The organism is Arthrobacter sp. TS-15 (assembly GCF_006964045.1).
Lineage (GTDB): Bacteria > Actinomycetota > Actinomycetes > Actinomycetales > Micrococcaceae > Arthrobacter.
Genome location: NZ_SDXQ01000031.1, coordinates 190,659 through 215,325, shown reverse-complemented (window position 1 = coordinate 215,325; position 24,667 = coordinate 190,659). Strand labels below are relative to the sequence as shown.

Annotated in this window: 27 protein-coding genes; 8 read left to right on the top strand and 19 right to left on the bottom strand. The window is 66.2% G+C overall.

The window, feature by feature from the left end; translation table 11 throughout:
* Positions 1 to 5 precede the first annotated feature (5 nt).
* From EU811_RS13380 to EU811_RS13335, 10 genes are all read right to left on the bottom strand, one after another.
* Entirely contained in the window at positions 6 to 836 is an 831-nt protein-coding gene (locus EU811_RS13380; protein ID WP_142938861.1) for a hypothetical protein, read from the bottom strand.
* A complete protein-coding gene (locus EU811_RS13375) occupies positions 833 to 1,252 on the bottom strand; it encodes a dATP/dGTP diphosphohydrolase domain-containing protein (RefSeq protein WP_142938860.1) in 420 nt (139 codons plus the stop codon). Before EU811_RS13375 ends, EU811_RS13380 begins: the two co-directional genes overlap by 4 nt.
* Positions 1,249 to 1,578, bottom strand: a complete 330-nt coding sequence (locus EU811_RS13370; RefSeq protein WP_071416422.1) for a VRR-NUC domain-containing protein — start codon at positions 1,576 to 1,578, stop codon at positions 1,249 to 1,251. The genes EU811_RS13375 and EU811_RS13370 overlap by 4 nt, the downstream gene beginning before the upstream one ends.
* Positions 1,579 to 1,584: 6 nt before the next feature.
* Positions 1,585 to 2,034, bottom strand: coding sequence for a hypothetical protein (locus EU811_RS13365; protein WP_142938859.1), 450 nt, complete (start codon positions 2,032 to 2,034; stop codon positions 1,585 to 1,587).
* Positions 2,035 to 2,197: 163 nt separating this feature from the next.
* Positions 2,198 to 5,422 carry a hypothetical protein gene (locus tag EU811_RS13360; protein WP_142938858.1) on the bottom strand — a complete coding sequence of 1,075 codons (3,225 nt, stop codon included), beginning with the start codon at positions 5,420 to 5,422 and terminating at the stop codon, positions 2,198 to 2,200.
* 298 nt (positions 5,423 to 5,720) lie between these two features.
* Positions 5,721 to 5,957, bottom strand: a complete 237-nt coding sequence (locus EU811_RS13355; protein WP_056387559.1) for a hypothetical protein — start codon at positions 5,955 to 5,957, stop codon at positions 5,721 to 5,723.
* Positions 5,958 to 5,964: 7 nt separating this feature from the next.
* A complete protein-coding gene (locus EU811_RS13350; RefSeq protein WP_200953126.1) occupies positions 5,965 to 7,893 on the bottom strand; it encodes a DNA primase family protein in 1,929 nt (642 codons plus the stop codon).
* 1,119 nt (positions 7,894 to 9,012) lie between these two features.
* The gene (locus EU811_RS13345) at positions 9,013 to 9,423 is read right to left on the bottom strand and encodes a hypothetical protein (RefSeq protein ID WP_142938857.1); all 411 of its coding nucleotides are present in this window, start codon (positions 9,421 to 9,423) and stop codon (positions 9,013 to 9,015) included.
* Positions 9,424 to 9,593: 170 nt separating this feature from the next.
* Positions 9,594 to 10,418, bottom strand: coding sequence for a CPBP family intramembrane glutamic endopeptidase (locus tag EU811_RS13340; RefSeq protein WP_142938856.1), 825 nt, complete (start codon positions 10,416 to 10,418; stop codon positions 9,594 to 9,596).
* Positions 10,419 to 10,437: 19 nt separating this feature from the next.
* On the bottom strand, positions 10,438 to 12,363 hold the full coding sequence (locus tag EU811_RS13335) for a DHH family phosphoesterase (protein WP_142938855.1): 1,926 nt from the start codon (positions 12,361 to 12,363) through the stop codon (positions 10,438 to 10,440).
* 206 nt (positions 12,364 to 12,569) lie between these two features.
* On the opposite strand from EU811_RS13335, the gene EU811_RS13330 reads away from it, so the two are divergent.
* Positions 12,570 to 12,905: a histone-like nucleoid-structuring protein Lsr2 gene (locus tag EU811_RS13330; RefSeq protein WP_056387574.1), complete on the top strand. Its 336-nt coding sequence runs from the start codon at positions 12,570 to 12,572 to the stop codon at positions 12,903 to 12,905.
* 123 nt (positions 12,906 to 13,028) lie between these two features.
* Here EU811_RS13330 and EU811_RS13325 read toward each other — a convergent pair whose 3' ends face one another.
* Both EU811_RS13325 and EU811_RS13320 read right to left on the bottom strand, forming a co-directional pair.
* Positions 13,029 to 13,517: an SLOG family protein gene (locus EU811_RS13325; protein ID WP_071416416.1), complete on the bottom strand. Its 489-nt coding sequence runs from the start codon at positions 13,515 to 13,517 to the stop codon at positions 13,029 to 13,031.
* A gap of 168 nt (positions 13,518 to 13,685) precedes the next feature.
* Complete coding sequence (locus EU811_RS13320; protein WP_071416415.1) at positions 13,686 to 14,018, bottom strand: hypothetical protein; 333 nt, start codon at positions 14,016 to 14,018, stop codon at positions 13,686 to 13,688.
* A gap of 2,147 nt (positions 14,019 to 16,165) precedes the next feature.
* Between EU811_RS13320 and EU811_RS13315 the strand changes: the two genes are divergently transcribed.
* The 6 genes from EU811_RS13315 to EU811_RS13290 all read left to right on the top strand — a co-directional run bounded on the left by EU811_RS13315 (position 16,166) and on the right by EU811_RS13290 (position 20,871).
* Positions 16,166 to 16,633: a hypothetical protein gene (locus tag EU811_RS13315; protein ID WP_142938854.1), complete on the top strand. Its 468-nt coding sequence runs from the start codon at positions 16,166 to 16,168 to the stop codon at positions 16,631 to 16,633.
* A gap of 52 nt (positions 16,634 to 16,685) precedes the next feature.
* Positions 16,686 to 17,999 carry a hypothetical protein gene (locus EU811_RS13310; RefSeq protein ID WP_142938853.1) on the top strand — a complete coding sequence of 438 codons (1,314 nt, stop codon included), beginning with the start codon at positions 16,686 to 16,688 and terminating at the stop codon, positions 17,997 to 17,999.
* A 20-nt stretch (positions 18,000 to 18,019) separates the two neighbouring features.
* Positions 18,020 to 18,412 carry a hypothetical protein gene (locus EU811_RS13305; protein ID WP_160147646.1) on the top strand — a complete coding sequence of 131 codons (393 nt, stop codon included), beginning with the start codon at positions 18,020 to 18,022 and terminating at the stop codon, positions 18,410 to 18,412.
* 3 nt (positions 18,413 to 18,415) lie between these two features.
* The gene (locus EU811_RS13300) at positions 18,416 to 18,889 is read left to right on the top strand and encodes a hypothetical protein (protein WP_142938851.1); all 474 of its coding nucleotides are present in this window, start codon (positions 18,416 to 18,418) and stop codon (positions 18,887 to 18,889) included.
* A gap of 235 nt (positions 18,890 to 19,124) precedes the next feature.
* Complete coding sequence (locus EU811_RS13295) at positions 19,125 to 20,579, top strand: M50 family metallopeptidase (protein WP_202979321.1); 1,455 nt, start codon at positions 19,125 to 19,127, stop codon at positions 20,577 to 20,579.
* 79 nt (positions 20,580 to 20,658) lie between these two features.
* Positions 20,659 to 20,871, top strand: coding sequence for a hypothetical protein (locus tag EU811_RS13290; protein WP_142938850.1), 213 nt, complete (start codon positions 20,659 to 20,661; stop codon positions 20,869 to 20,871).
* Positions 20,872 to 20,982: 111 nt separating this feature from the next.
* Here the strand turns inward: EU811_RS13290 and EU811_RS13285 are convergent, their stop codons facing one another.
* The 6 genes from EU811_RS13285 to EU811_RS13260 form a co-directional block, all read right to left on the bottom strand.
* Entirely contained in the window at positions 20,983 to 21,225 is a 243-nt protein-coding gene (locus EU811_RS13285) for a hypothetical protein (RefSeq protein WP_142938849.1), read from the bottom strand.
* 39 nt (positions 21,226 to 21,264) lie between these two features.
* The gene (locus EU811_RS13280; protein ID WP_142938848.1) at positions 21,265 to 21,987 is read right to left on the bottom strand and encodes an HD domain-containing protein; all 723 of its coding nucleotides are present in this window, start codon (positions 21,985 to 21,987) and stop codon (positions 21,265 to 21,267) included.
* 155 nt (positions 21,988 to 22,142) lie between these two features.
* Entirely contained in the window at positions 22,143 to 22,406 is a 264-nt protein-coding gene (locus EU811_RS13275) for a hypothetical protein (RefSeq protein WP_142938847.1), read from the bottom strand.
* Between the two features lie 36 nt (positions 22,407 to 22,442).
* The gene (locus EU811_RS13270) at positions 22,443 to 22,823 is read right to left on the bottom strand and encodes a hypothetical protein (RefSeq protein WP_021473549.1); all 381 of its coding nucleotides are present in this window, start codon (positions 22,821 to 22,823) and stop codon (positions 22,443 to 22,445) included.
* 5 nt (positions 22,824 to 22,828) lie between these two features.
* The gene (locus EU811_RS13265; protein WP_142938846.1) at positions 22,829 to 23,158 is read right to left on the bottom strand and encodes a hypothetical protein; all 330 of its coding nucleotides are present in this window, start codon (positions 23,156 to 23,158) and stop codon (positions 22,829 to 22,831) included.
* 67 nt (positions 23,159 to 23,225) lie between these two features.
* Entirely contained in the window at positions 23,226 to 23,465 is a 240-nt protein-coding gene (locus tag EU811_RS13260; protein WP_071416402.1) for a hypothetical protein, read from the bottom strand.
* Between the two features lie 251 nt (positions 23,466 to 23,716).
* Here EU811_RS13260 and EU811_RS13255 point away from each other — a divergent pair, with 251 nt between their 5' ends.
* Complete coding sequence (locus EU811_RS13255; protein ID WP_142938845.1) at positions 23,717 to 23,938, top strand: hypothetical protein; 222 nt, start codon at positions 23,717 to 23,719, stop codon at positions 23,936 to 23,938.
* Between the two features lie 62 nt (positions 23,939 to 24,000).
* Here EU811_RS13255 and EU811_RS13250 read toward each other — a convergent pair whose 3' ends face one another.
* The gene (locus tag EU811_RS13250; RefSeq protein WP_142938844.1) at positions 24,001 to 24,594 is read right to left on the bottom strand and encodes a hypothetical protein; all 594 of its coding nucleotides are present in this window, start codon (positions 24,592 to 24,594) and stop codon (positions 24,001 to 24,003) included.
* Between the last annotated feature and the right edge of the window lie 73 nt (positions 24,595 to 24,667).

Genomic DNA, 24,667 nt, shown 5'->3' with positions numbered 1-24,667 from the left:
CGGGATCAGGCATGGAATGCCTCGCGGATAAGGCCCAGGCGGACCTCGGCGTCATCGGCCCGGCGTGTCTGGGCGGCGAGCTCTGCCTCCAGCCCGACGATCCTGCGCTGCAGGGCGGTGACACGCGGGTCCTCACCCAGCGCGGTGCGTACGCGCTCAAGCACCGCTTCGGCAGAGGCATCTCCGACGGCCGCATCGGGTATGGGCGTCGCAAACGGCAAATCTTCCTTGGCCTCGGCGGTCATGTCGTCCTCTGCTTCCTGCCCGGGCTCGGGCGCGATCATCAGGTGTCCCCGGCGGCGGGTGGGCCGGGCCGTCGCGGGCTCCGGCTGGTCTTGTTCCGGTGCATCGGGCTGTGCGGGCGCGTCGACGGGCACGGCCTGGAAGGCCGGCTCCCCGGCCCCGTCGAACGAGACTTCGATGAGCTGGTCCGCAGGCAGGCCCTCGGGCTGGGCGTCGAACCAGCGGGAGAAGGCGGCTGGGTGCTCCACGAAGGCCACCGCGACGGTCATCTGCCGTTTCCCGCGTGGCCTGCGGTCTGCGGCGGATACTGCATGATCGGCCCGGTGCCCGCCGAGCAGCCGTTTCATGTCGGCACGGGCGTTCTGCGCCGTGCGGTTGGGTGAGGTCATGTTGCGCGGCACCGAGACGGATTCGCCGGCATTGTTGCGTAGGATGGCGTGGCCCCGGGACGAGACACGCCCAACGCAGCCGGCCCGCATCGCTTCGAGCACGAGCTCCGTGGCCTCGCGATCGAAGGTGCCCAGGTCGGCCCGGGTGAGCTGGCGGAAGGCCGAGGTGGCCTGGCCGTTGCCCTTGGTGACGCGGCCGCTCATCGGGCGGCCTCCGGGGTTCCGGCGTCACCGCGGGCGATCACCGTCCGGGTGCTTTCCGCGGCCAGGAGGTTGAACACCACGGCAGCCGCGTGGTCCTCATCGTCTTCGCCGCACATCCACTGCATGAAGTGGCGGAAGGCGCTGGCGCGGAACTCCTCCATCTCTGGGGCAGTGCTGGCCTGCTCCCAGTCGCGCGAGTCGTACTTGCGCGCTCCACGCTCCACGAGCGCGGCCGTCCTTGTGAGCAGCTGGTCCTGGTAGGGCACCTGAAGCGGCACGAGCAGGTCGAAGCGGGGCTGGCCTGTCTTCACCTCGCGCTGCATGCCGGAGGCGGTGACCCTGCGTGATCCCGAGTCTTTCGTTTCGTAGTCGCGGGCGGCTGTCTCCGGGCCCGCGGCCGTGGCTGTTGCGGTCATGATGCTGCTTTCTGCTGGCTCTCGATCCGGCGGTAACCGAGCACGTGGGTGATGAAGGCGTCGACGGCCTGCTCGTCATCCACGACGTGGATCTCGGCACCGAAACGGCGCATCTTGGCGTGCATGACGCGCTGGCGCTTCTCGAGGTCTCCGCCGGGTCGCTTGACCTCGACGAAGACCGTGCCGGTGGGCGTGAGGACGATTCGGTCGGGGACGCCCCCGCGGGCCGGGGACACGAACTTCAGGCAGAACAGACCGTGCCGGCGGCACTGCGTGAGCAGGTACTGCTCGACGGCCTTCTCCCGCTGGTTCTTCTTCCTCGGCATGGGGGCTCAGTCCTCGTCGGTCCCGGCAGCGTCGGAGGCGTCGCCGTCAAGGAAGTGCCCGAAGCCGACGATGTCCTCGTCGTCGATGTAGGCAGCGATGGCGTCCGGGTCGTAGACGAAGCTCGGGTCGTCAGGGTCGACTACGACCCAGCGCTTGGCCGCATTGCCGTAGTTGGAGAAGCCGTCGACGTCGGCGACGGTCACCAGGCCCTGGTGGGCGAGCTCCTTGAGCCGGGTGCGGATGCCGGAGTCCGAGGAGCGCGGCACCTCGCCGAGGCTGGTGACGACGCGGTCGTGGTAAGCGGCGATGAGCTCGTCGTGGGTGAGCGGGCCCTTCTCGCGGACGATGTCGAGCACGATGGGACGGACGCGGGATGCGCCGAGCGCGGCCTTCACGGCGGCGGCGTAGGAGGTCTCCGGGTCAGTGGAGCGGACAGGGAGTGTTGACTGGGACATGATGGCCTCTCGTGGTCGTGTCGTGTCGAGTCTGAATTGCCTTTCGTACTCAATTATGACTCGAAGTGAATGATCTATGCGGAACCATTAACAATGGTGCACAGAGTTGAACAAGGGGGCCGCGGCGTGCGCGGCCCCCTTGTGCGGGCTGTGGTCGATCGGCTCAGGCGGCCTCGTTCATCCAGTTCTTGGTGAACGTCTCCTCGAGCATCCGGACGTAGGTGTCCAGGTCCAGCGAGGCGATGAGCCGCTCGATCCGGTCGGCCGGCAGCTGGTGCAGGTCGTCGTTGACGACGACCATCGACCAGGTTGGGTCGATGGCGTTAATGCGCCGCACCACGACGTCCTGGTCGTCCGGGAGCACGGCGAGCCCGTCCGACACGCTGGCCTCGGCGCGGGAGCGGGCCCAGCCGTGATGGCGCAGCACCTCCAGCGCGACCGGGTCGCGCTTGGTCCGGCCGATGTCCTCCTCGCGGCGCTTGGCCTGGCTGGCCGCGGTGACCTTCCAGGCACCGGCGTTGAGCAGGCTCCGGGCGTTCTCAGTGCCCTCGCGGACGATGAACACCCGGTTGACCATCTGCAGCACCTGCGGGTCGCGGACGTTGGTCACGTGACCCTGCTCGCTGTACTTCACACCCACGGCGGGGTCGATGGGTGCAGCCGAGAAGGGGTAGGTGATCGAGCCGCGGGAGGCCGCGATGACGTTCTGGAACAACAGGAGCGACCGGATCGGGTCGTCCTCCAGGACCGCCTCCTCGATCACCTTCCGGCCCAGCATCAGGTCGAAGGGCTCCGCGATCGCCGACTCTCCCCTGCTCGCCACCGTCTGCAGGTAGCGGGCCAGGGCGAAGTCGATCACGGCCGGGTGGGCCAGCGACTTCGTCGGAGTCGGGCCCGCGTGGCAGGCCAGCGTGCCGCCACCGGCGGCGATGATCGGACTGTCTGCCACGGACCGCCCCGGCTCCGGGGCCTCCAGCTCCAGGCGGTTGTTCGAGTCCTTGCTGATGAGGAACATCAGCTCAGGTTCGATGTCGACGCCGATGGCCTCCTGCTGCTCGGCGAGCACCCGGTTGTTGGTCGCTTCGTCGAATCCGTTCTCGCCGCCGACGACCGAGTAGAGGCCGTCGGTGTTGGTGGAGATGATCCGCGCCCCGGCCAGGGTCTGGGCCTGTCCGATCCGCCAGCTGAACAGCTGGCCAAGGATGCGCATCGAGATGATGCGGTTGTTCATCCGGATCGGCGTGCGGTGACTTGCGTCGCCTGCGCCCGAGGCCGAGTTGAGGATCAGCTTCGTGCCGTTGCGCAGCACGCCGAGCCCGGCGATCTGAGCCTTCAGCCGCCCAGCTTCAGGGCTGTCGCCCGGAAGCTGGGCCAGCTGCTTCTTCAGCCCCTTGATCTCCTGGCCGTAGCGCTCCTTGTCGAAGAAGATCTTCGCGTAGCGGTCCTCACCCAGCTCGGGGTTCCAGAACGCCCGCATGTTGCGCAGCAGGTTCGGGTAGTAGCTGGTGAAGTCCTCGTGGATCACCAGGCCAGCCGAGGTGCGTGCGAACTTCGGGTGCAGCTTGTCGGAGCCGTCTTCCTTGGCGATGAACAGCTCTGGCTTCTTCTTGGCCGGCTCATCGCGGTAGGCGGCATTGGTGACCGTGCTGTTGGCGAGTACCACCTTGCCTTCCAGGACACCGCCGTCGGGCAGGACGACATTCAGCGCCTCCGCCTCGGGCCGCTGGGTGGTCAACAGGTCCGCCGGGTCAGGCACCTGGGCCTGGGCGCGGGCGAGCGTCCCGGCCTGGTCAGGGTCGTCCTTCTTCGGCTTGCGGTACTTGACCTTCTCCGGGTCCGAACCCAGCAGGACCAGCCGCTTGTCGACGAAGGTGCCGTCGGGCAGGCGGAGCATGGCGTGCTGACGCTTGGCCTCGGCCACGAAGTCCTTTGCGTCCGGGAAGGCCTGCGCTGCCCGGATGAGCATCATGGTCTGATCGTTGTGCTCGACCTTGTCGGCGTTGAACACCGACAGGTCGGCTTCGGCCCCATGGATGCCGCCGGTGGAGAACGTGGCGAAGCAGGACGACGGCGAGGCGTCCGCCCGGAAATACGGCACGTTGTTCGGGGTCTTGGGCACATCGCGCAGAGACCGGGCCGGAAGGCTGAACTTGTCGCGGTACTCCTCGGAGTCGTTGAAGTTCTGCCCCTCGATCGAGCGGTAGTACGCCACGACTTGCAGGAACTGCCGGTGGGCCTCGCGCTGGACTGCAGTCACTTCGGAGTGGGTGGCCGGGTCGGGCGCGACGTTCTCCTCGAAGAAGCGCGCGCACTCGTCGAGCACGTTGACCGGCTCGATCCCGCGTTCTTTAGCGACCTCGGGGTGCGGATATACGAAGGACACCGCCTCGATGTCATCCAGTGAGGCGTAGGGTGCGAGGATGCGGCCCACGAACTTTGCCGATGAGGAGTCGACTGCCAGCCGGTCCTTGCGCACCGCACCGTTCTTGGTGAACACCGTTTCGGTGAACTGGGCGAGCAGAGCGGCCTTGAGATCGAAGTTGCTCGCGTACGCCGGGTGCCGGAACAGCTGGGCCAGACCAAGGCAGTCCGAGACGTTGTAGGCCAGCAGCTCATAGAGATCCTCTACCGCCTCGATGCTCGTGTCATGGCTGAGCTTCTCGGATTCCTTGATCTGGCGGCCGAGCATCCCGAGCAGGCGCTTGAGGCTGACCTTGGACTGCAGTTCGTTCAGCCGGGCCACGTCCAGGTGCCGGCCCGAGTGAAGCATGGCGCGGCGGATCTTCGCAGCCGCCCCGTCCCAGCCGAGGTAGCCAGGCATGTACTCGATGTGCTGGGACGAGAAGAGCTGGTCGTTGTGGTCGCGCAGAGTACGGGCCGTGGTCGGCTGAAACGGCCGACCGCTGCCCGGGGCCGGAAACGCCTCGTTGAGGTAGAGCGCGACCATGGTCGTGTCATAGTTCATTGAGTTGTAGCCAGCAAGGAACGGATGCAGTGCCGGGTCGTACTCGGGGTCTGTGTCGCAGACCGGACGCAGCGCCGCGGGGTACCCGCCTGGGTCGGAGTGGTTGCACACCTGGTCGGCGTTCGATAGGCCCATCAGTTCGGCGAGCCGGAGGCTGCCCCGTTCGCCGCCGAGGTTCCAAAGCTGGACGCTGACCGCGGGCAGCCCCGGGTTGGAGCGGATCACGGTGTCGTAGAGGGCCTGGGGGTCGACGGAGGCGACCAGCGCCGGGTCGTCGGCCAGGAAGAAGATCTCCAGGTCGTGGACGGCGCGGCCCGGCCGCGGGGTGTAGGCGCACAGCGTGAAGACGTTCGACAGCGATTCGATGTCGTAGAACGTGAAGAGCGCGGTCTCAGCTGTGACGGGGGTGCGCTGGGTGGTCATGTGTCTGGCCTTTCGGTCGTCACCGGCCGTCACGGCCGGGGTATGCAGTTATCTGGTCGGGGTGCCGGGCGCTGCCGCGGATGGCCTTAGGCCGCGCTTCTTCCTTGTGACGGGCGCGGGGACCGGCCGGGCACCGCGGGCCCATCGACCTCCCACCAGGGAGTAGCCGAAGTGCTCACGCTGGCCGGTGCAGTCGGCGCATTCCTTTCCGGGTGAGACTCCCTCTCCTGCACATCCGTCTTTCCAGTTCGGTTCGTTCGGGTGCGGCTGCGTCATGTCCTGTTTTCCGTTCTTGTCTTCAGTCGATCGGGTTGTGTGGAGAGCGGCGGCGCGGGGCGTCCATCCGGCTGGAGGCCTCAGCCACGAGCCGCCGCTTCTCCTCCGGGTCGGCACTGATCTGCGACCGGACGATCAGGTTGGTGATCCGCTGTTCGCGGGCAACATCGGCCAGCGCGGTGCTCGCCCTGCCTTGTTGCTTGGCGAGGTCGGTCACCGCCCGGGCGAGCTCGGTGATGGCCCTGGCGATTGTGGGCATGGTCGGATCAGTCCTCTCCTGTGGTGTCCTCGTCGTCGGCGTCCACCTGGGCGGCGGGACCTGTGTGCCGGAGCAGGCCGCGGTAGTTGGCCTGAAGGACCGGCTGCGACTTCTTTTTCGGGTCCGAGCCGCTGTAGTGCGGGTTCATCCACTTCTTCAGCTCGTACTCGGCGATGGTCGTCTCGGGGGTGGCCATCATCTGGCCGGGGCGGATCTTCTTGTTCTTGTCCGGACAGTGCCACAGCGGGTCAGGCCGCACGATCGCAACCAGGTCCGTGATGAACTGCTTGTTGCTCACCGGCGACCCCGAGGGCGAGACGTCTGCGAACCAGGCCTTGTAGAGGTCATAGGTGAAGGTGAAAGGCACCAGGTCCCACACCAGCCGCTCGCGGAACTCTTCCCAGAAGGCGCGCACGGGGTCGTTGGCCTCCTTGTACTCGGCCAGGACCACCTTGGTCGCCACCGGCTCGGAGAGCTGGTAGTAGTTGCCCGGGTCGGCTGCGCCGGCGCGGTTGAGCACGTACCAGAGGGCGTACTCCAGGACCTCGCGGCGCTGGAGGTAGTCGTCCTTGATGTACTTGCGTTCCATGCCGGTGAAGCTCTTGTTGAACGGTACGAACAGCTGCCGGCGGTAGAAGCTTTCGGACTTGTCCTTCACGCGCGGGAACTCGTTGAGGCACTGGACCATGAAGCCGAAGAACTGGTAGGCGATCGGCATCCGGTACTTCCGGTTGATCTGGATGACGTCGTTGGTGACGATCGCCTTCAGGTTGGCCGCTTTGTCGATGAAGGTGCCCACGTCGTTCTCGTCGACGATGATCGCGTTGGCGCGCACGAGCGGCTCGAGCGCGAAGTCCTTGCCGAAGTCGCTCAGCGGAATCGAGGTGTGCGAGCGTGGCCCGCACAGGTTGCGCATGAGCGAGCACAGCGTGCCCTTGCCGTTGTTGCCCTGTTCTGAATAGAACCAGGCAGTCTTGCCCCAGCTGACGTGCGGCCGGATGATCGCGCCGATGACCTCCCAGAGCAGCTCCGGGATACCCTCCTCGTCGGAGAGCTCGCGGATCCAGGACTCGATGTCCCAGACCGAGCCGTCGACAGGGTGGACGATCACCGGGTTGTCCGGGTCTTCGACGTAGTCGATGTGGCACTTGGCCAGGAACACCAGTGCCGGGTCGAAGGGTACGAGCGACTTGGGTTCGAAGTGGAAGGCCTTGCCGCCCTCATGGATGTCCCGGGCCTCGCGGCCGTAGTGGAACACGCCGTTGTTCACGGCGATGAGGTCTCTGTGGCTGCACTGGTGCCGGCGCGGGCTGTCCTCGCGGAGTACTGCCAGGACCTCGGCGAACTCCTTGAGTGTCAGCTGCGTGTTGTAACGGCGCGCCGTGGTGCGGATGTCGTCCTCGCTGGTGGTGTACGTGCCGCGGCCCGGGCCGGTGGCCTGGTACATCGCCAGCAGGTCGTACTCGCGGTCAGTGTCCTTGGCGCTGGGGGCGATGCGGATCACGTGGTGCAGGCTCAACAGGATTTGCGCCACTTGCCAGTAGGTCAGGTGCCGGGCCAGGGGCAGCTTCTCGGCAGCCACCTTGGTCTTGCTGTTCTCGGCCTTGGAGACGCCGTTCACGATCGCGAGCAGCTGCTTCTCGAGCAGGCGCGGTGCCGGCGGGTCCGACGGGTCGATCAGCTGGAGGTAGACCTCGGTCGCGCGCGTGACTATTTCGTTTTGCGGGGCGATGTCGCCGCCGTCGGCGAAGTACGTCATGACTTCGGTGAAGGCGTCGGCGACAGGGTTGGTCGAGGGGGTGTCGAAGTCCTCGTCGAAGACGGGCGTTGGGTCGTCAGGAGTCGTCATGCTGCTGTCTTTCTCGATCGCGTCGAGTACCTGCCGGCAATGAGTGGGAAGCCGATTGGTCTCGTAATCGAATAGGAACGTGCTCACGACTCTATGCCATCCGAATGGTCTTTCGCAACGAGTCGACTGATAGCCGACTCATGGTCCGACAGAGGTCCCGGGTGGTACCCGGGTGGGGCTCGGAGGGGTCGCGCGCGAGACCCGGAGGTCACGGCGACACGACGAGAGCGTGCGGTCTGGAATGAGAAACAGCGGCTCCGGGGGCGTATGCCCCACGGAGCCGCTGGCTTCTCATGCTCGAGCACTCCCCCGCGGGCGGCGTGAGCCGCCCGACCCCCTGGTCGGGGTTCGGGGAGTTCTTCCGACCGGCCGGCCGGGAACCTCCAGAGCCGGGATCCGGCTGCAGCAGCGAGCCGGTATACCCCCTATGGGTATCGGAAGGTGTACCACTTGACGTGGTACACCTGTTTCCCCTGGTCAGTCGGGGATTTCAGGACTTCGCCAAACGGGGTGTACCACATGGAGATTTGCACGTGGTACAGGCGTTGGCCCTGGTCAGACGGGCTTTATATACCCCCTGTACCACTTGTACCACTAAATAAAGACTAGATATACGCGCATGGGGATAAGAGCTCTTACTGGCTGGATGACCGATCGGAGGCGTCCTTCGCGCACATATGTAAACGCTCGGAATCTGGTGGTACTCGTGGTACACCTGCCGAAAACGCTGATCTGCCAAGGCAATACGGCGTACCACGTCCGCTCGGGCACGTGGTACAGACTCCCTCGGCCGTGGTCGCCTGACCCGCCGTTTGAGCAGGCCAGCACTGGGATCGGGAGGTGTACCACGACATGTGGTACACCTCGGCGCTGCGTCCTCCCGCGCAGCGGAGCATCAGGCCCTGACGGCCCTGACGGGAGCGATCGCGATGGGTCCGGCGTCCTGGTCGACCGGGCTTCCGAGTTATTCTGAGTGATTCGAGACAGGCCTTCGAATGGTCGCCGGAATGGGATGCCGACTGCATTGCACATGATGAATCGACACTGATAGAGTGGGCATCGGTGTTAGGGCCAGGAACCGTCACCAGGCGTTGTTGTCACAGGAACGTGAAAACAGAAAGGCCGGAGAAGCATCCCCGTGGGAAGGGAGCTCTCCGGCCTTTCTGCGCGTTCACGCTGGTGCGAGGCCCTGGGTGCGCCGACCGCCTAGAAGGCGGCCGCGCTGCGGCCTCGCCGGTATCCCGCATTGGGGGACTCGGGTATGTGGGCACGGACCCGGTGGCCGTCCTCGACGGCGTACAGGATCTCGTAGGTGATGGAGACGTTGCGGTTGCAGGGCATCACACCCTGCCTCCGGCGCATCTCGAGCTTGCGGAAGCCAGCGACGGACTCGGCGCGTTCGAAGAAGCGGGCGAGCATCTCGCGGGCGCGTTCGTGCGCCTGCTCCGCCGTGCGGCCGCTGGTGCTCATGGTGAAGAAGTGCATGGACCCTCGATCGAAGGTCGGCCTCTCACCGGTGTCGAAGTCGCTGGCGAACCGCGCGCGGCGCACTTCGCTGCCGCTGGGGCGCACGAGCCGGCCTTGCGCGTCATACGTGCACTTGTTGACGACTGCCATGGTGGATCCACCTCCTCTCAGGTCTGGCTGACGAAAATCCTTCAGCCAATCCCCCGGTGACCGGATCACCCCGGTCACCCGAGAGCAGGCCCTCCGGAGCGACCGTCGGCCCACGGCCGAAAGGTCGCCCGGAGGGCACCAGCGTCAGTCCTGCACATTGAGCCCGGCCGCTATGCGGCCTGTGGCTCGTTTTCCCTGCCTTCTTCCCCGCCGGCTTCCCTGTCGTCTTGTGCAGGCCCGGGCGCGGGTGCCGCCATGCGGTACACCGCCAGGGCGCACGCGAGGAACGCCGCGGTCATCAGCAGCGCTGAGACGGGGTTCGCCAGTGCGCCCAGCAGCTGGGCGGGGACAAGGACGGCCGTGAGGTTGAAGGCCAGGTGGAGCAGCACGCACGGCCACAGGACGCGGGTGCGTTCGTAGACCAGCGCCAGCAGCACCGCCAGGGGCAGCGTGGCAGCAAACTGGACGACGTTGGCGTGCAGCAGGCTGAAGCCCGCGGCGGTGACGAGCACCGCCGCGACGATGCCGACCCTGCGCCGCAGCAGCGGGTAGAGCAGGCCGCGGAAAAGCATCTCCTCGGCCACCGGCGCTGCCACCAGTGCGAGCAGGAGGGCCACGACGGGACCGGCGTCTGTCCTGGCTCGGGTCGATTCATCGAATCCCGCCGAGCCGCCCAGGGTATAGAGCCACAGGGCCAGGGACTGGCCGGCGAAGAACGCCAGAGCCAGGCACCCAAGCACCGTTCGGGTAAAGCGCGGTGTTCCGGACATCGGTCGGACCGTTGGCGCGTTGGCGAACCACCGGGGCCGGAAGAGCCTGGCAGCGCCGACGAGCAGCGCCACCAGGCCTCCGAGCACCGCCGTACCCAGGACGGGCTCGCCGACCACGGAAACTACGGCAAGGCCAAGTCCCAGGTAGGCGGCGAGCACGCCGAGGGGCACGAGGACACACCACGCGATGGAGACGAGCCGGGACTTGATGGGTGGAGCGGGCATCCCCGCCTCCTTTCCGTGGTCAGACAGACGCGGGGATCTGCTCTTCGATGACGGCCTGGACGCGGGTCTCGCCGCGGAAGGTGTTCAGCTGCAGCTTCGCGATGAAACGCAGCGTTCCGACCTCGGTGCGGCTGGCCGACCGCGTCAGAGCCGAAATCTCCGGCTCCTTCTCCTCGGCGACGTTCCACCACAGGCAGGACAGCCCGGACCTGGTGACCAGCCGCAGGTGCTTCTTGCACAGGCGGCACACGCGGTAGCCGCGGGCGTTGGTCATCAGGTTGGCGTCGGTGCGCTCATGGCCGCAGTCAGTATCGGAACCGATCCGGTCCACCCGCAGCCCGAGGGGCTCGACAGCGATTTCGACCACCGGCTCGACGAAGCCGTGGCCGAAGGGCCGCAGCGCTTCCACACGCCGGACGAAGCCGACCAGAGGCTCCAGGTCGTCCACGCCAGCATCGCAGTCCCGGTCCGGGCCCAGGACCAGGTCGGCCCGGCGCTCATCCTGGACGACAGCCAGCAGGGCAACCTGCGTGGCCTCCCGCAATGCTTCGACCAGACCGTCGAGCAGTTCCGCCCGGTCGACCTTGACGCCGCAGGCCTGCTGGTGGCCGATGGCGCGCATGCCGTCCTGGTGCTCGAGCGTGTCGATGATGCCGAACCACGACGGTGCCCGGCCGGAGCCCCCGACGTAGTCATCCGGCCCGGCGGGACGGTTGAGCACGACGACCGGGTGGCCGTGGCGCTCCATCAGCCGGTTGGCGAGCAGACCGTACATGCCCGGGTAGGCCTCGGAGAAGTAGACCCAGGGGGCCAGCGGCTGATCACCCTCCTCGAGCTCCTGGGTGTGGACCTCGACAAGCTCCTTGCGGCTCTCGTTGGTCGCGATGACCTGGTGTGCCGCCTCGAGCATCAAGTCCTGGTCAGGCGCGGTGAACACGCCGAAGCACGGTGCGAGCGGGTCGCCCGTGCGGCGCGGGGAGTTCATCGCCGGCGCGAGGTAGAACCCGTAGAAGCCCTCGTCGATGCTGTCGATGTCGCGGACCTTGCCTGCCTGGCCGAAAGCCTTCAGCAGGACCGCGAAGCCCTCGAAGGCCCGGACGAAGGCCGGGTGGTGCGGGTCGACGCGCAGCAGCTGCATCAGCGTCGACTGCCCGACGTCGATCGCCTCGGGGTCCGGGTCGAAGCCCCAGGGGGTCGGGACCGTGCGCGGCGCGGGCGCGTACAGCAGCCGTGCGATGGACAGCGAGTCGCGCACCAGCTGCCGGTTCTCGTACAGCACGGGCATGACGTCGGAGACGGTGCCCAGGCCGGCGAACAGGCGCAGCAGGCGGATCTCCCAGAGCTTCTCCGGCCGGTGGACGCGGGCATAGGCCTCCAACACCTGATAGAGCACGTGCGCGCCGCAGATGCCGGTGTTGGCGTAGGTCTCGTCCATCCGACAGGGGTCGACGGTGACGTCGGCGCTCGAACCGGGTTCGAGCTCCTCGTGGTGGTCGGTGACCAGGGTTTTCCATCCCAGAGCCCGGGCGGCGGCGATCCCGCGGTGGGAGTTCACTCCCCCGTCGCAGGTCAGCAGGACCTTGGTGTCCGGCCACGTCGCGGCGATCTCTGCGATGTCCTCGGGCGTGAGGTCGTGGCCGCGGCGGTAGTCGGGCACGTGCAGCTCGACGTCGAAGCCGAGCTCTGACAGTCCGGCGTAGCCGAGCACACCGGAGGAGATCCCGTCCATGTCGAAGTCAGGGGCGATGGTGACCTTCTGGCCGGCGGCCCGGGCGTCTTCCAGGGCTTCGACCATCTCGGCCAGGCCCAGGAGCTCGTCGTGTTCAGCTGATTCGATCTCGCGGAGGTATTCGTCGGTCCAGCCGCGGCGCTGGCACATCAGGGCGAACAGGTCGACGCCGTCGTCCGTCAGTGGATGGTCGTCGACGGTCTGGAGAATGGTCATGGTGGGGGCCTCTCGATCGTGTCGAATGGTCGGTTTACAGGGGTGGGGAAAGGCACGCACTGGCAGTGTGATTTTAGCAGTGCCGCGGGTTTATTATGCTGGTATAGCAGCGTTTTCGGCCTATGATGAAGGCATTCGAAAGATCTGTCGTTCTGGCGTGCCCAAAGACTTCTCTAAGGTGGTTCGGATCGTCTACCATTCAAGACATGGCTATTCGAAATATTGTGGAGTCGGACATCAGTGGCAAGCCGGATGCTGCCACAGTCACCTTCGGACTGGGCGACACCTGGTTCGAGATAGACCTGACCGACGAAGAGCGCAAAGAGCTTGAGAAGAATCTCAAGGAATACATCAGTAAGGGTCGAAAGGCCACTAAGAAGGGCGAGAAGAAGCGACTCGTGCCCGAGACGACGCCCGAGGAACGCGAGGAGATCCGTAAATGGGCGCGCGAGAACGGTCATGAAGTGCCCGAGTTCGGTCGCATTCCGAAAGCTGTCATGAAGGCCCACGATGAGGCACACGGCATCGAGCGGACTCTCTAGCCCACCCTTTCCGCAGTCTTTCGGGCCATACCGGAGAGATTTCCGGCCACCTATTCGAATCAAGGATCAACAGCCCTGCAGCACCAGCTGCAGGGCTGTTGTCATGTCCGGGGTGTGCACTTGTCAGAACGGAGGCAGGCGCGGGTGGATGATGTCTTCGACCTCGATGCTTGCAGCCAGGGCGCGGGAGCGGGCGTGCACGGTGCCATGTGAGAAGTGCCCTGGCGTTCCGGGCATCAGCTGCTGCTGGCCGGTGCGTTGATCGCACTTGCTGCAAAGGTCCAGGAAGGCGGCGACACGGACCTGCGCTCCCCCGGCGCGGATGGCGACGAGGGCATCGACCATCCGTTGGTTCCGGGTGAAGCCCGCCGCCTTGGGCTCAGCGCTCCAGTCGGCCGGGAACTCAATTACTTCGAAGCCTGCAGCCCGCCACAGCCGCTCGGCCATGGCGTCAGCACCCTTGGGACAGTGCCCTGAGAGGAGCACGGGTCGGGCGACCGCAGACGGTCCCCAGGCTCTCCAGGCCTCGTTCAAAGCCGCCTTCATGGCCTCCGCGGCGTCCCAGGTCCGGGAACCGGTCACGAGCAGGGCATGGCTGAATCCACTGGTCATCGCGATGCCTCCCGGCTGGTCATCTTGGTTATCGGCATAGATCCTGCTGAGGCCGCCGCGGTGGCAGTCCGGATTGTGATACTCGTCTGTCGCTGCATCATTCGCGTCCTCTTTCGCCGCAATGTTTTCCGAAATGATTCCCGGTGTTCCTTCTCAGTCGGCAGGTCACTAGGCGGCAGCTGCCGACGCCTGGGCACTGTTGACCCTGGCGACGCCGCGTTCGTAATGGATTGCCACCCGGACCTTCCGGTCCTCGCTGAGCGGTGCGACGTGAAGGGTGTATCCACCGTCCATGTCGCGCTCGAGGTAGGCGACGCAGACCGTGCCGCTCTCTTCATCGTCGAAGTCGACCTTGCCAAAGCTCTCCGCCGGAGTCGCCGCAGTGACTCGCTCTCCGTAGGGGATCCACGGCTTGGCCTCGCACCTGGCTCCGGTGTCGTAGGGCGAGAGCTGCGGCTGTGGTCGGCGTGCGGACCTGGATGCCTTCCGGGCGTGTGTCATGACGATGCCTCTTCTGTTTCTCGGGATGCAGGTGTCGGGCATCGAGTGCAGGTCCCGCCAGGGGTCCGCGGAGACTCGATGTACGGTCCAGCTCCCGTGCCAGCTCCGCTGGCCTGACGGCCCACTGGTGAACCATGTCGGGAACTGCTCCGACTGGGCCGCGCAGCGGGCCGGCCGACGGGCCGTCCTCCTCGGACAAACCTGGTGCGCAGCGCCAGGTGATCCACCGCCTGGCTGCACCCTTTGCCGCGTCGTCCACCTGTGGACAAATGCGGCGGGGCAGGCGGGGGCGTCCTCCACTCAAGCGCAGCGCTGGGCATAGCCGGAGGGAGCGCAGCGACTGACGGACCGGCGAGCGAAGCGAGCGGTGGAACCTGTCGGCTATGCCGACCAACAGCGTCTCGAAGCGCAGCGAGAGACCGGAGCGAAGCGGAGGGTCCGCAGGACCGCTGTTGCCAGGTTCCCTTATGCCCTTTTCCTCTCTTGCCGCCATTTCGCCATTCCACGGCTGGAGCGTTAGCGGAAGCCTGGAATATCACGGGAAACGACCCGTACGCCCTTGACCCGTACACCCCCTCTTCATCCGCGCAGCGGGTGTACGGGTCACGTCGTTTCCGCTGGATTTACGGGCTTTTGGGTGTACAGCCCTTTTGCCGTCCGCTGCAACGCCGTACGGGTGCAATCGTCCGCATCACCGCGAGGCACGAGCGGGTACCCGTACGGGTCCTCACACATAGCGTCAGCGACGTCGGGCGCAGCCCGGTCTGCACCCTTGGTGCATCCTGCTGCCGCAGGCGCATCAGACGCCGCGCGCAGCAGTCCACCACTCCCCGCGACCTGTCGCGTCAGGCTGTGGAAACCTCTGCAGTGACAGCACTGCACTGATCTGTCGGTGCGCTCGTTGCACCGGCCTGCGGGGGTCGTTCCCACTGTGTTTCGACGTCGCGCCAGCACCTGTCGCACCGCGTCCGAGGCGGCCCCACAGCCCTCTCTTGCCGGGGCCTGTTCGGGGCCGGTCACTTTTCCTTCCTGGTGGCAGCTGCACCCACGGATGAGCGACAGCGAGTCCTTGCCGTCCACCGCCCGGCCGGTCCCTCGTGGACGCATCAGAAGAGGAGCTTTCCCGGGAAGCACGCAGCCTTCCTGGATCCACCTGAGCCGCAGCTTCCACAGCGTCACCGAGCCGTCCGGGTCTCCCACCAGGTGCAGCTTCCTGGAGGGGCTCACGGGTTTTCGCCCTCTGGACACCCACCGCCCGTGAGGCACGGAAGGAAGCGGAGTCTTTGCCCTGTCGCTCCATGCGGGGCCCTACAACCCGGCTCGCCTTTTCCCTCTGCTCTCCCTGCGGCCCCCGGGCGGATCGGTGACGCCACAGGCGCAACCACAACTGCTCCACCCTGCCCCGACAGCTCCTCCGCTCGCTCCGCCGGCGTTCCCAGGACTGCCTCGAGGTGCCGTCGGCGGGTGTTCCAGGCATTTATCGGGGCCCGGATTGCTGGACTCCTTCTGGTCCCGGAGTGGACAGATCTATGTCCCAGCATGGCCAGACAGGGACACAGACAAGACCCATACAAGACCCGAGAGGGTCCAGAAAGGCCAGTCGGACTCCATTGAGTGCCGGATGGCGCGCATCGGGGCTGCTTCAGGCGCACATCTGGTCCCTTGGTGGTCTTTTGCGGGTCTGCGATGGCACGGCTCATGGCGGTGGACTGTTGCTGGTCTCTTCGAGGGCGCTTCTGTGCTTTGTGTGGGACCACCGAGCGCCCTCCAATGTGCCGTGGCCTGATCGAGGTCTTCTGCTGGTCCGCAGCGGACCGCGTGCCGGTCCCGGGTGAGCCCTTGATGAGTCCTGTTTCTTCTGGTTCCTCGGCTGACCCGTGGTCTTCTGCGGGTCCTGCCGGCGGCTCCCACGGGCCCCGCCGCGGCCAGGGGTCGCTCACGGTGATGCAGGCCTGATCTGCTGGTGGCCTTTTGCTGGTCTTGGCGTGGTCCTTGCAGAGACCATTGAAAGACCAGTAGAATGATGACTGATAAATGAGTCGAAAGGTCCCCGACTGGCAGTAGCGCCTCGGGGACCGCGCATGAGAGGGGGCCGCGATGACCGAGGACAGTGTCCATCAGCACGAGGGCGCAAGGGGGTGCTCGCAATGACCGATAAGGCCGAGCCGCGCCGTCTGCGCTGGAGCGTCCCGCGGGCCGACGAGTCGACGAACCGGTGGCTCGACGAGCAGTACGACATCTCGAGGTCGCTCCAGCTGTTGATCCGCGAGTCCATCCAGCGCGACGGCTACATCGACGTGGTCAACCGTCCCGTCGAGCAGCTTCCCCGGCGCGGCCGCCCGCCGCAGGGCGAGCAGGACCCTGGGCGCAGCGAGGCCCATGGAGGAGAGGAACGTGGCGATGACGGCCGTGACGGGAGTGAAAGCCAGCACGAGAGTCGCGAAAGCCGTGACGAGGCTGCCGTGCCTGTTGCTGTTCCTTCAGAGCCCGTGCAGCGCGTCGAGGCAGCCCAGGCTGTTCAGCCGCCGCCCACGCCTCCCGTCCGCGAGCCCCACCCTGTTCCCGTCGAGGAGCCTTCTGTCCCTTCGGGGCTGGATGCCTTCCTCACCCGCTGATCCGCACCGCACTTCCTGAGACACCGACTTCCTGACCGAGAGGGACACAACCATGAGCAACACCCGCACCGCCGAGAAGACCATCCAGCTCACCGGCGGCATCGACGTCGGCAACGGATACGTCAAGGGCGTCATCCGCGGCGAGGTCCACGGCAAGGAGGTCTTCGACACGATCGACCTTCCTTCGGCCGTGGTGAGCACCTCGCGCTCCACGCCCAAGGTGCCCGAGGCTGACTCGGGTGCCTTCAAGATCGTGGTGGAGGACGACTTCTACAACCGCGTCGCCGCCTCGTTCACCACTCCCCTGATCGGGCACTCGGACCTGCGCACCTTCGGCCGCGCGGCACTGAGCACCCCGGGGTCGAAGTTCACGCAGTTCGAGGTCGTCGGATCCCGCTCGAAGGCTGACCAGGAACTGAGCTCGGTGCTTGTCCTGGGCGTCTTCGCCGCCAAGGCCCTGCGCGACTATGTCCGCGAGCACGGCGCGCTGCCGGACCGCGAGCTGCGTGCCTCAGTGCGCACGGGCCTCGCTCTGCCGATTGCCGAGTACGTGCAGCGCCGCAGCGCCTACGCTGCCCAGTTCGTGGGACTCCTGGGCGCGGCTGACCCCACGGTGCACCTGGTGACCGTGAAGAACTTCTCCACGCCGGTCACCGTGCGCCTCCAGTTTGAGGATGTGCAGGTCCTGCCCGAGGGCGCGTCCGCGCAGTTCGCGATCACCGACAAGGGCGCGCCGCTGGCGCAGGCTCTGCTGGACGATCTTCGGGCCTCGGACCCCGAGGAGGCCGCGCGCCTGCAGGGTGTCACCGCCGAGCTGCTGGTCGGTGTGCGCAACACCGTCGGCGTCGACGTCGGCGAGGGCACCGTGAACTTCCCCGTCTTCACCGACGGCGCGTTCAACTCCGAAGCGGCCAGCACGCTGGACCAGGGCTACGGCACCGCGCTGACGAACGCGCTGGACCGCATGAGCACCAGCGGAGACAAGGACCTGCGGTTCAAGAACCGCAAGGCGCTGGCCGACTTCCTGCAGCAGGAGCCCAGCGTATTCCTCCAGGGCAGGTTTGACCGCGCCAAGGGTTACGTCGACGAGGAGGCCGAGTACCTGGCCGAGGAGATCGGCGCACGCTTCGAGGACGTCCTCGCCGAGGTCGGCGGCACCACCGAGGTGGTGTACGTCTACGGCGGCGGTTCGGGCCCGATCAAGGAGATCCTGCGCCCTGTCCTGCAGAAGGCCGCCGGCGGCATCCCGGTGCTCTACCTCGACGCCGCGTACTCGCGCCACCTGAACCGTGAGGGCCTGTACCTGGCGGCGAAGGCCGTCGAGATCCAGAAGCCCGAGGGCAAGCGCAGCAAGGCCGCGGCGTGATAGTCGCGCCTGGCCCCTCCGTGGCCGTGACCGAGCTGCTGGCCTTGCAGGACGAGCAGGGTCAGCTCCTCGGTCGGCTGGCTGAGCTCGATGTGCGCCGGACCGAGCTTCTCGGCTCGCTGGCCGGGGCTCCGGCCCCGGCCGCCGGGACCCACGCCGTCGACTGGGACGACGAGGCGGAACAGTCGCCCGACGTCGTCGTGCACAAGGGCGTCGAGCTCGGCGGCCGCGTGATGCTCGATGAGGACGTCTACGAAGGCGTGCACACGCGGCCACGGGTCTACGTCTTCGAGGAGTATGACTCGGAGGCGACCGCCGGGTCGAACTGCACGCTCGTCAATGTGGCGAGCGGCGACTGGACGGTCCGCGGCATTGGCGAGCTGGTGCCGGTGGACGACGACCAGGAGAGCTGAGCCGTGGCCGCGCCGGTCAACTACTCCACGAAGATCTCGGCGGCGCAGACCTTCGCCGAGATGCAGGCGCTGCTCGCGCAGCACGGGGCCCGCCGGATCAGCGTCGACTACGACGCCTCCGGCGTGCCCAGTTCCTTGGACTTCCTGCTCGCGACGCCGCATGGTCAGCGCGGCTTCTCTCTTCCAGCCAGCGTCGACCGCATGGAGGCGCTGCTGCGGAAGGAGGACGCCGCCGGCCGGCTGAAGGCGGGATCGCGCGCCGAGCGGACCAGCCGGGCCCAGGCTGAGCGTGTTGCGTGGCGCGTGATGAAGACCTGGCTCGAGGCGCAGCTCGCGCTTGTGGCCGCCGGGATGATCGACGTCGACCAGGCGCTGCTGGCGTTCCTGCAGGTCGATGCGGCGGGCCGGACGCTCTACGAGGTCTACAGGGAGCGTGAGGCGGCTGCTCTTGAGCTGACGCGCGGTGACTCGGACTGACCCGGGTCCGCGTGGGCGAAGAGCCGTTCCTGATCATCGAAAGAGGATCAGGAACGGCTCTTCGCATCTCTCGGCATCAATGCCGCGTCCTGTCTGAATGGCATTCGACATGCGAGAATTGACGTATACGAGTCGATGTTCGCTGTTATCGCGATAGAGCATCGACAGACGAGGCACGACGAGGGGATGCATTGATGACGATCGCACAGAGCCAGCCCGATGAGGGGTACACGCCGTGACGGGTCCGGAGGTCGCCCTGTACGCGCTCGGTGTGGTGATCTTCCTGGCCGCGATCTTCGTCTCGATCGCGCTGCACGAGCTGGGGCACCTCTACTTCGCGAAGAAGTTCGGGTGCCGGGTGAGCCAGTACATGGTCGGCTTCGGTCCGACGGTCTGGTCCCTGAAGAAGGGCGAGACCGAGTACGGTATCAAGCTCATCCCGCTCGGCGGCTACGTGAAGATCATCGGTATGTTCCCGCCCGAGACGGACCGCGAGCAGCAGATTTCCCGCGGCGAGCAGGTGCCAGCCGATACAGCAGCCGCGCCGGCACGCCAGGAAGCTCACAGCGACGTCCTCGTTGCAGCCAGCGCCGCGACCCCGGATGCGCCCCTCACGCTGCGCAAGTCCAACACGGGCCTGTTCGCACAGATGGTCTCGCAGACCCGGGCGGCGGAGTTCGAGCTCGTCGAACCCGGCGACGCTGACCGTCTGTTCTATAAGCTGCCCGCGGCGAAGAAGATCCTGGTGATGGTGGCGGGCCCCGGGGTGAACATCGCCTTGGCGTTCCTCTGCTTCCTCTGTGTCTATGGCATCTACGGCGTGCACTCGGTCGAGCCGACCGGCCGCCCTGCGGTTTCCGTCGTCTCCGACTGCGTGATCCCCCAGGACGCCAAGCGCACTGCGTGCCAAGACAGCGACCAGGTCTCCCCCGCCCGGGCGGCGGGGCTGCGTCCCGGCGATGTGGTCGTCAGCTTCAACAGCCAGCCAGTCACCTCGTGGTCACAGCTGTCGGACTTGATCCACGCCAACGGCGACAGCGTCGCTGCCATGGAGGTGGAGCGCGATGGTACGCAGGTGAAGCTCCAGGCCTCGCACACGATCGCCATGCCGCGGGACCTCGATGGTGGCGGCCCGAAGCAGACCGCGACAGTGGGCTTCCTCGGTGTCGAGCCGGAGTCCCGCGAGGTGGTGACCAGGCACGGCCCGGTCTACACGATGGAGCGCATGGGTGAGATGACCGGGCACGCAGTGTCTTCCATCGTGCAGCTGCCCGCCCGGGTGTACAACGTCGCCCAGGCGATCTTTGGTCAGGGCGAGCGTGCCCAGGACGGACCCATGTCGGTCATCGGTGGATCCAGGCTCGCCGGCGAGGTCGCGGCATCTACCAAACCCGGCCTCGACATCGGCGGCAAGGCTGCGCTGCTCGGGCTGGTGGTCGGCTCGTTCAACCTCTTCATCGGGGTGTTCAACCTGATACCGCTGCTGCCGCTGGACGGCGGCCACATCGCGGGCAGCGCTTTTGAAGGGGCCAGGCGCTGCCTGGCACGGCGGTTCAGCCGACCTGATCCCGGTCACGTCAACGTCGCCAGGCAGCTGCCGGTCGCCTACGTGATCGGCTTGGCGATGCTGTCGATGAGCCTGGTGCTCATGGTCGGCGACATCGTCGTGCCGCTGAAGTCGGGGCTCTGACGGGACCCGCACCAGCCCTCGACGAGACCATCCACCGCCCAGTACCAGACCACACACCGATCAGAAGGGATGCAGACCCATGACCGACCACGACGAGACCCGGAAGAGTCCAGCAGGAGACCCGAACAAGACCAGTAAGAAGCCACAGAGCCTCGTCTCCCGGCTGCGGCAGATCTACGAGGACCGGCCGGTGGCTTTCGCCGTTGGCCTCATCGGCGTCTCGGCACTGCTGTTCCTGTGCGGCGGGATCCTCTCCGGTGACGTGCGCTTGCCCTTCAGCTCCGGCTGGTAGCCGGAGTATCCGGTCCGCTGGAGAAAGGAGTGACCAGAGAAAAAAGAGACCCCGCCGCCGGAGCTGATGCTCCTGACAGTGGGGTCTCTGCTGTAGTGCTGGTTCTCTGGTTCAGGCACGGTCGGGCCTGCGGATCACTTTGACCGGCAGCACTGCTTCCATGGCCATGAATTTGAGGAAGGCCTTCACGCAATCGGGACAGAGGAAGAACCACGGCTGGATGTAGTGGAATTTCAATGTCCGCCATACGTGGGCGGCCGGGTCGTAGTTGTCTGAATTTTCATGGGCAACATCCGACTCCGTCTCAATTCCACAGCGATCACATGAGGTGAGAGTTACCTGCCTGCTTCCCATCAGGTTCCTTTCTGAATTTTGCGACATGCGGCATGCTGATCAGTCGATGCCATGCTCGGCCGACAGGGCTGCAAGATCGTGGCTGAGATCTTCCATCGCGGCGATAGCGGCCCTGGTGCACTGCTGGGTCGCAGGGCAGCAGAGCGAACGGCGCAGACCTGCTCCGACGATCTCGACGGCCGGCATGTACTTGAAGAGCATGCGGTACATGCGCGAATCCTGGCCGTGGCCGAGCTGGTGCCGGATCGAACCGGCGTTGTCCTTCAGGTCGCTGGCCTTGATGAGCAGCGCCCGGGAACCGGAGTTGGCAAGCCGCGTGAGGTGCTCCTCGTAGGAGGTGCTGCCGTTAGGGGTGGTCACCGCCCCAACGAGCACCGAGACGCGCCGGCCGTACAGCCGCGCCAGACAGCCCAGGGGATCCTCACCCGGCTGGCCGAAAGCAGCAAGCAGCTCTTTGCTGCAGTCCTCGACGACATCATGCAGCAGTGCTGCGGCAATCAGTTCAGCGTCGGTGACGCCCCAGCGCAGGAGGCGCAACGCCACGCGCAGCGGATGCTCGATGTACGGCACGCGAGGCATGTCTCCCCTGATGAAGCGGGTCTGCTTCCGGTGCAGGAACGAGGCCGTCGCAGCTGCGCGGGTCACGAGCTCCGTGTTCGTGGTGCCGGGCATGAGGTGTTGGATCTCCCGCTCGAGTTCGAACACGAGCATCGCAGGGTCCATTTGCTTGAGCGGGACACGCGTCGTGGTCAGGGTGGTCATGGCTCTTCCTTTGTTCGGGATGGTTCTCTTGCTGTTGCAAAACACCAGGCGCTGCCCCGCAGCGCGTGGACCCGCCTCAGAGACAGAGCGAGAGCCCCGGCCCCGCGCCGGAGCGCAGGAGCCGGGGCTCTGGTGGGATCAGGCAGGGCGACTGGTCATTGGTGCTGGCTGGGCTGGGTGTCGTTGTGACGGCGTAGCCGGGCAGCCCAGGTCTTCAGGCCCAGAAGTCCAGCAGCCCAGACCGCACCGGACAGGACCACGAGCACCACGCTCGCCGTCCAGTGGCCGGTCCAGGCGCTGGCTGCGATCGCGGGCAGCAGGGCGAGGACGTTCAGCACGATCCCCGTGACGAGGAGCGTCCTGCCGATACTCCGGAGGATCCGCTCGCGGCGGCCGGTGGTCTGCATCGTGTCAGGCATGGCGGTTCACGCTCCTTCGTCGTGGGATGTGTTCTCTCAGAGCTCGATCCGCTTGCCGCGGGCGAGCTCGGCAGCGGGGATGCTCAGCCGGTAGCCGCCGACCGGGTAGCTGGGGTGGTCGCTGGCGACGACCGCGCAGTTCCACCAACCAGCGTGGCGCTTGCGAGGACGGGGTTCTTCCTCGCCCTCGGTGCGGGCCTCGCCCCGGTATTCGATGGGCACCACGACGACGCGGTGGCCGGAGCCCCGCTCGGTGGCGTGCCAGGGCAGCTCGATGAGCAGGTCTTGGGGCCACTGCTCGATGGTGACCGGCAGCTTGGACAGTTCGTGGTTGGCCGAGCCCTCGGGCGACTGCGCGAGGCGCTGGGCCTCCTGCTCGGCGGTCTCGACGAATCCGATCTTCTCGAGGAAGGACATGGTGATCAGTGCTCCTGGTTCATGGGTTGGGAAGTCGACGGTTCAGCCTCAACGCTGGACTCGCCGCGGACGAGATCAGCCAGCGCCTGGGCGTAGGCGTCTTTGGCCCGTTCGATTGCAGCCTGCTCGTAGAGTGAGTGGATCTTCTCGCCGGCGGCGATGCGGTCCTCGACCTCGTCCATTGCTATGACGGCGGCCGCGAGCTGGACCCGGGCCTGAGCCTCGGCGCGCCGCAGCTCCGGGTAGAAGGCCATGCTCGTGGCGAGCCGGTGGACGGCGGCAACGCGTTGAGCTTCAGCGTCGAGGTCGGGCTCGGAAGTGGTGGCAGTGGACACGGTGATCCCCTCCTGTTTGATGAAGTCGTTTGTTCGATGCCGAACCTGGATCAGTTGCGCTGGTTCCTCAGCCCTCTGCCAGACGGCGGGCGGCCGCCTGGAAGTCCGCGAAGGTGGTCTGGGCGCGTTCTGCCCGTGTGCCGTCCGCCGTGAACGCCGTGCCGCACCATGCGGCGAAGTAGTGCTGGCACAGCTCGCGGTCGGTCTGGCGGGCCTGCTCGTCGTAGACGGGCGCGCTGACGACCAGCACATCAGAGCCGAAGTCGAACGGCAGCGCGTCCTGCATGGGTGCGGCGATGGTGCTCATGGCGGTTCTCCTCGGAATCCTGTGGGGCGCGGCGCTGCACTGCAGGCCGTCCTTCGTCGATGACTCCTCCGTGACAGCTCCGCTGTCACCACCACTGGCTGCACCTGAGAATCGAAGATGAACAAGAACAACAAGAAGGTTCCGACCCCGCGCCGGCAAGGCGCGGATGATCCGCAGCATCGGCACAACCCCTTCACGCACCCTGGGATAGGCTTTCGGCGGAGTTCAAAATTCAACAAAGGGAGAGATTCGTGGCGGGAAGCGCGGTCTATGGCAAGGGCTACTACGCAGGCAAGCAGGATGCCCGTACAGAGGACCTGATCGCCGCGGGGGTCTTGGCGGCTGCAGGTCTGGTCATTGCAGGTGGCGTCAAGGTTTACCGGAAAGTCAAAGAGGCCCACGCAACCCGGCTGGAACAGCGGCTGAAGGACATCGACGACGGAGGTAACTCCGAAGATTCCGGCCAGCAGTAAACCACGGACACAAAAAAAGAGACCCCACCGCCGGAGCACGCGCTCTGACGGTGGGGTCTTCTTCAGGCGAACGTCCTGTCCGCAGCGAAGTGCTCGTGCACGGCCTCGCGGGCGGCGGGGTATTCGTCGTAGGGATCCGGGTAAGCGGCATCGAACCGGGCAGCGGTGGTGATGCCCTGGAATCGGAGCAATTCCAGGAGATCCGGCAGGTCCTGTGCACGACCGGAGAACTCCGCGGTGTCCGCGGCGATGATCTTGGCGCGGGTCAGCGTGGGGACACTGGCCAGCTGAAGCCTGATGCTCTCGTACGCTGTGTCGTCGTCGATCCAGCGCGCCTGGTATATCGAGGCCACCAGCTCAGCGTCGTCGCCGTCCATCACGTTGTCGTTGTTGATCCAGTCGCGCTCCAGGTTCAGTTCGTCGGCCACCTCATGGATTGCCGCCATGACCTCTGGCGCGAAATCACCGGTGACGCTGTCGATGTCGACGGTGAATGCCCGGTCCGCAGCACGGATGCCGTACTTCATGAGCGCGAAGCCGCCGATCGCACGGATCTGCACCGGGGCGTTCAGCCCCAGGCGCTTCAGCTTTCCGTCGAGCACCTCGAGCGCCCGCTCCAGCTGGGCCAGGCTGCACTTGTGGTCGTCGTTGCTCATCGTGCTGCTCCTTCTGGTCGGGAAGGAGCGGGTGTCTCCTTCGAGTCCAGATCCGGATCGGCTGTGCCGATCT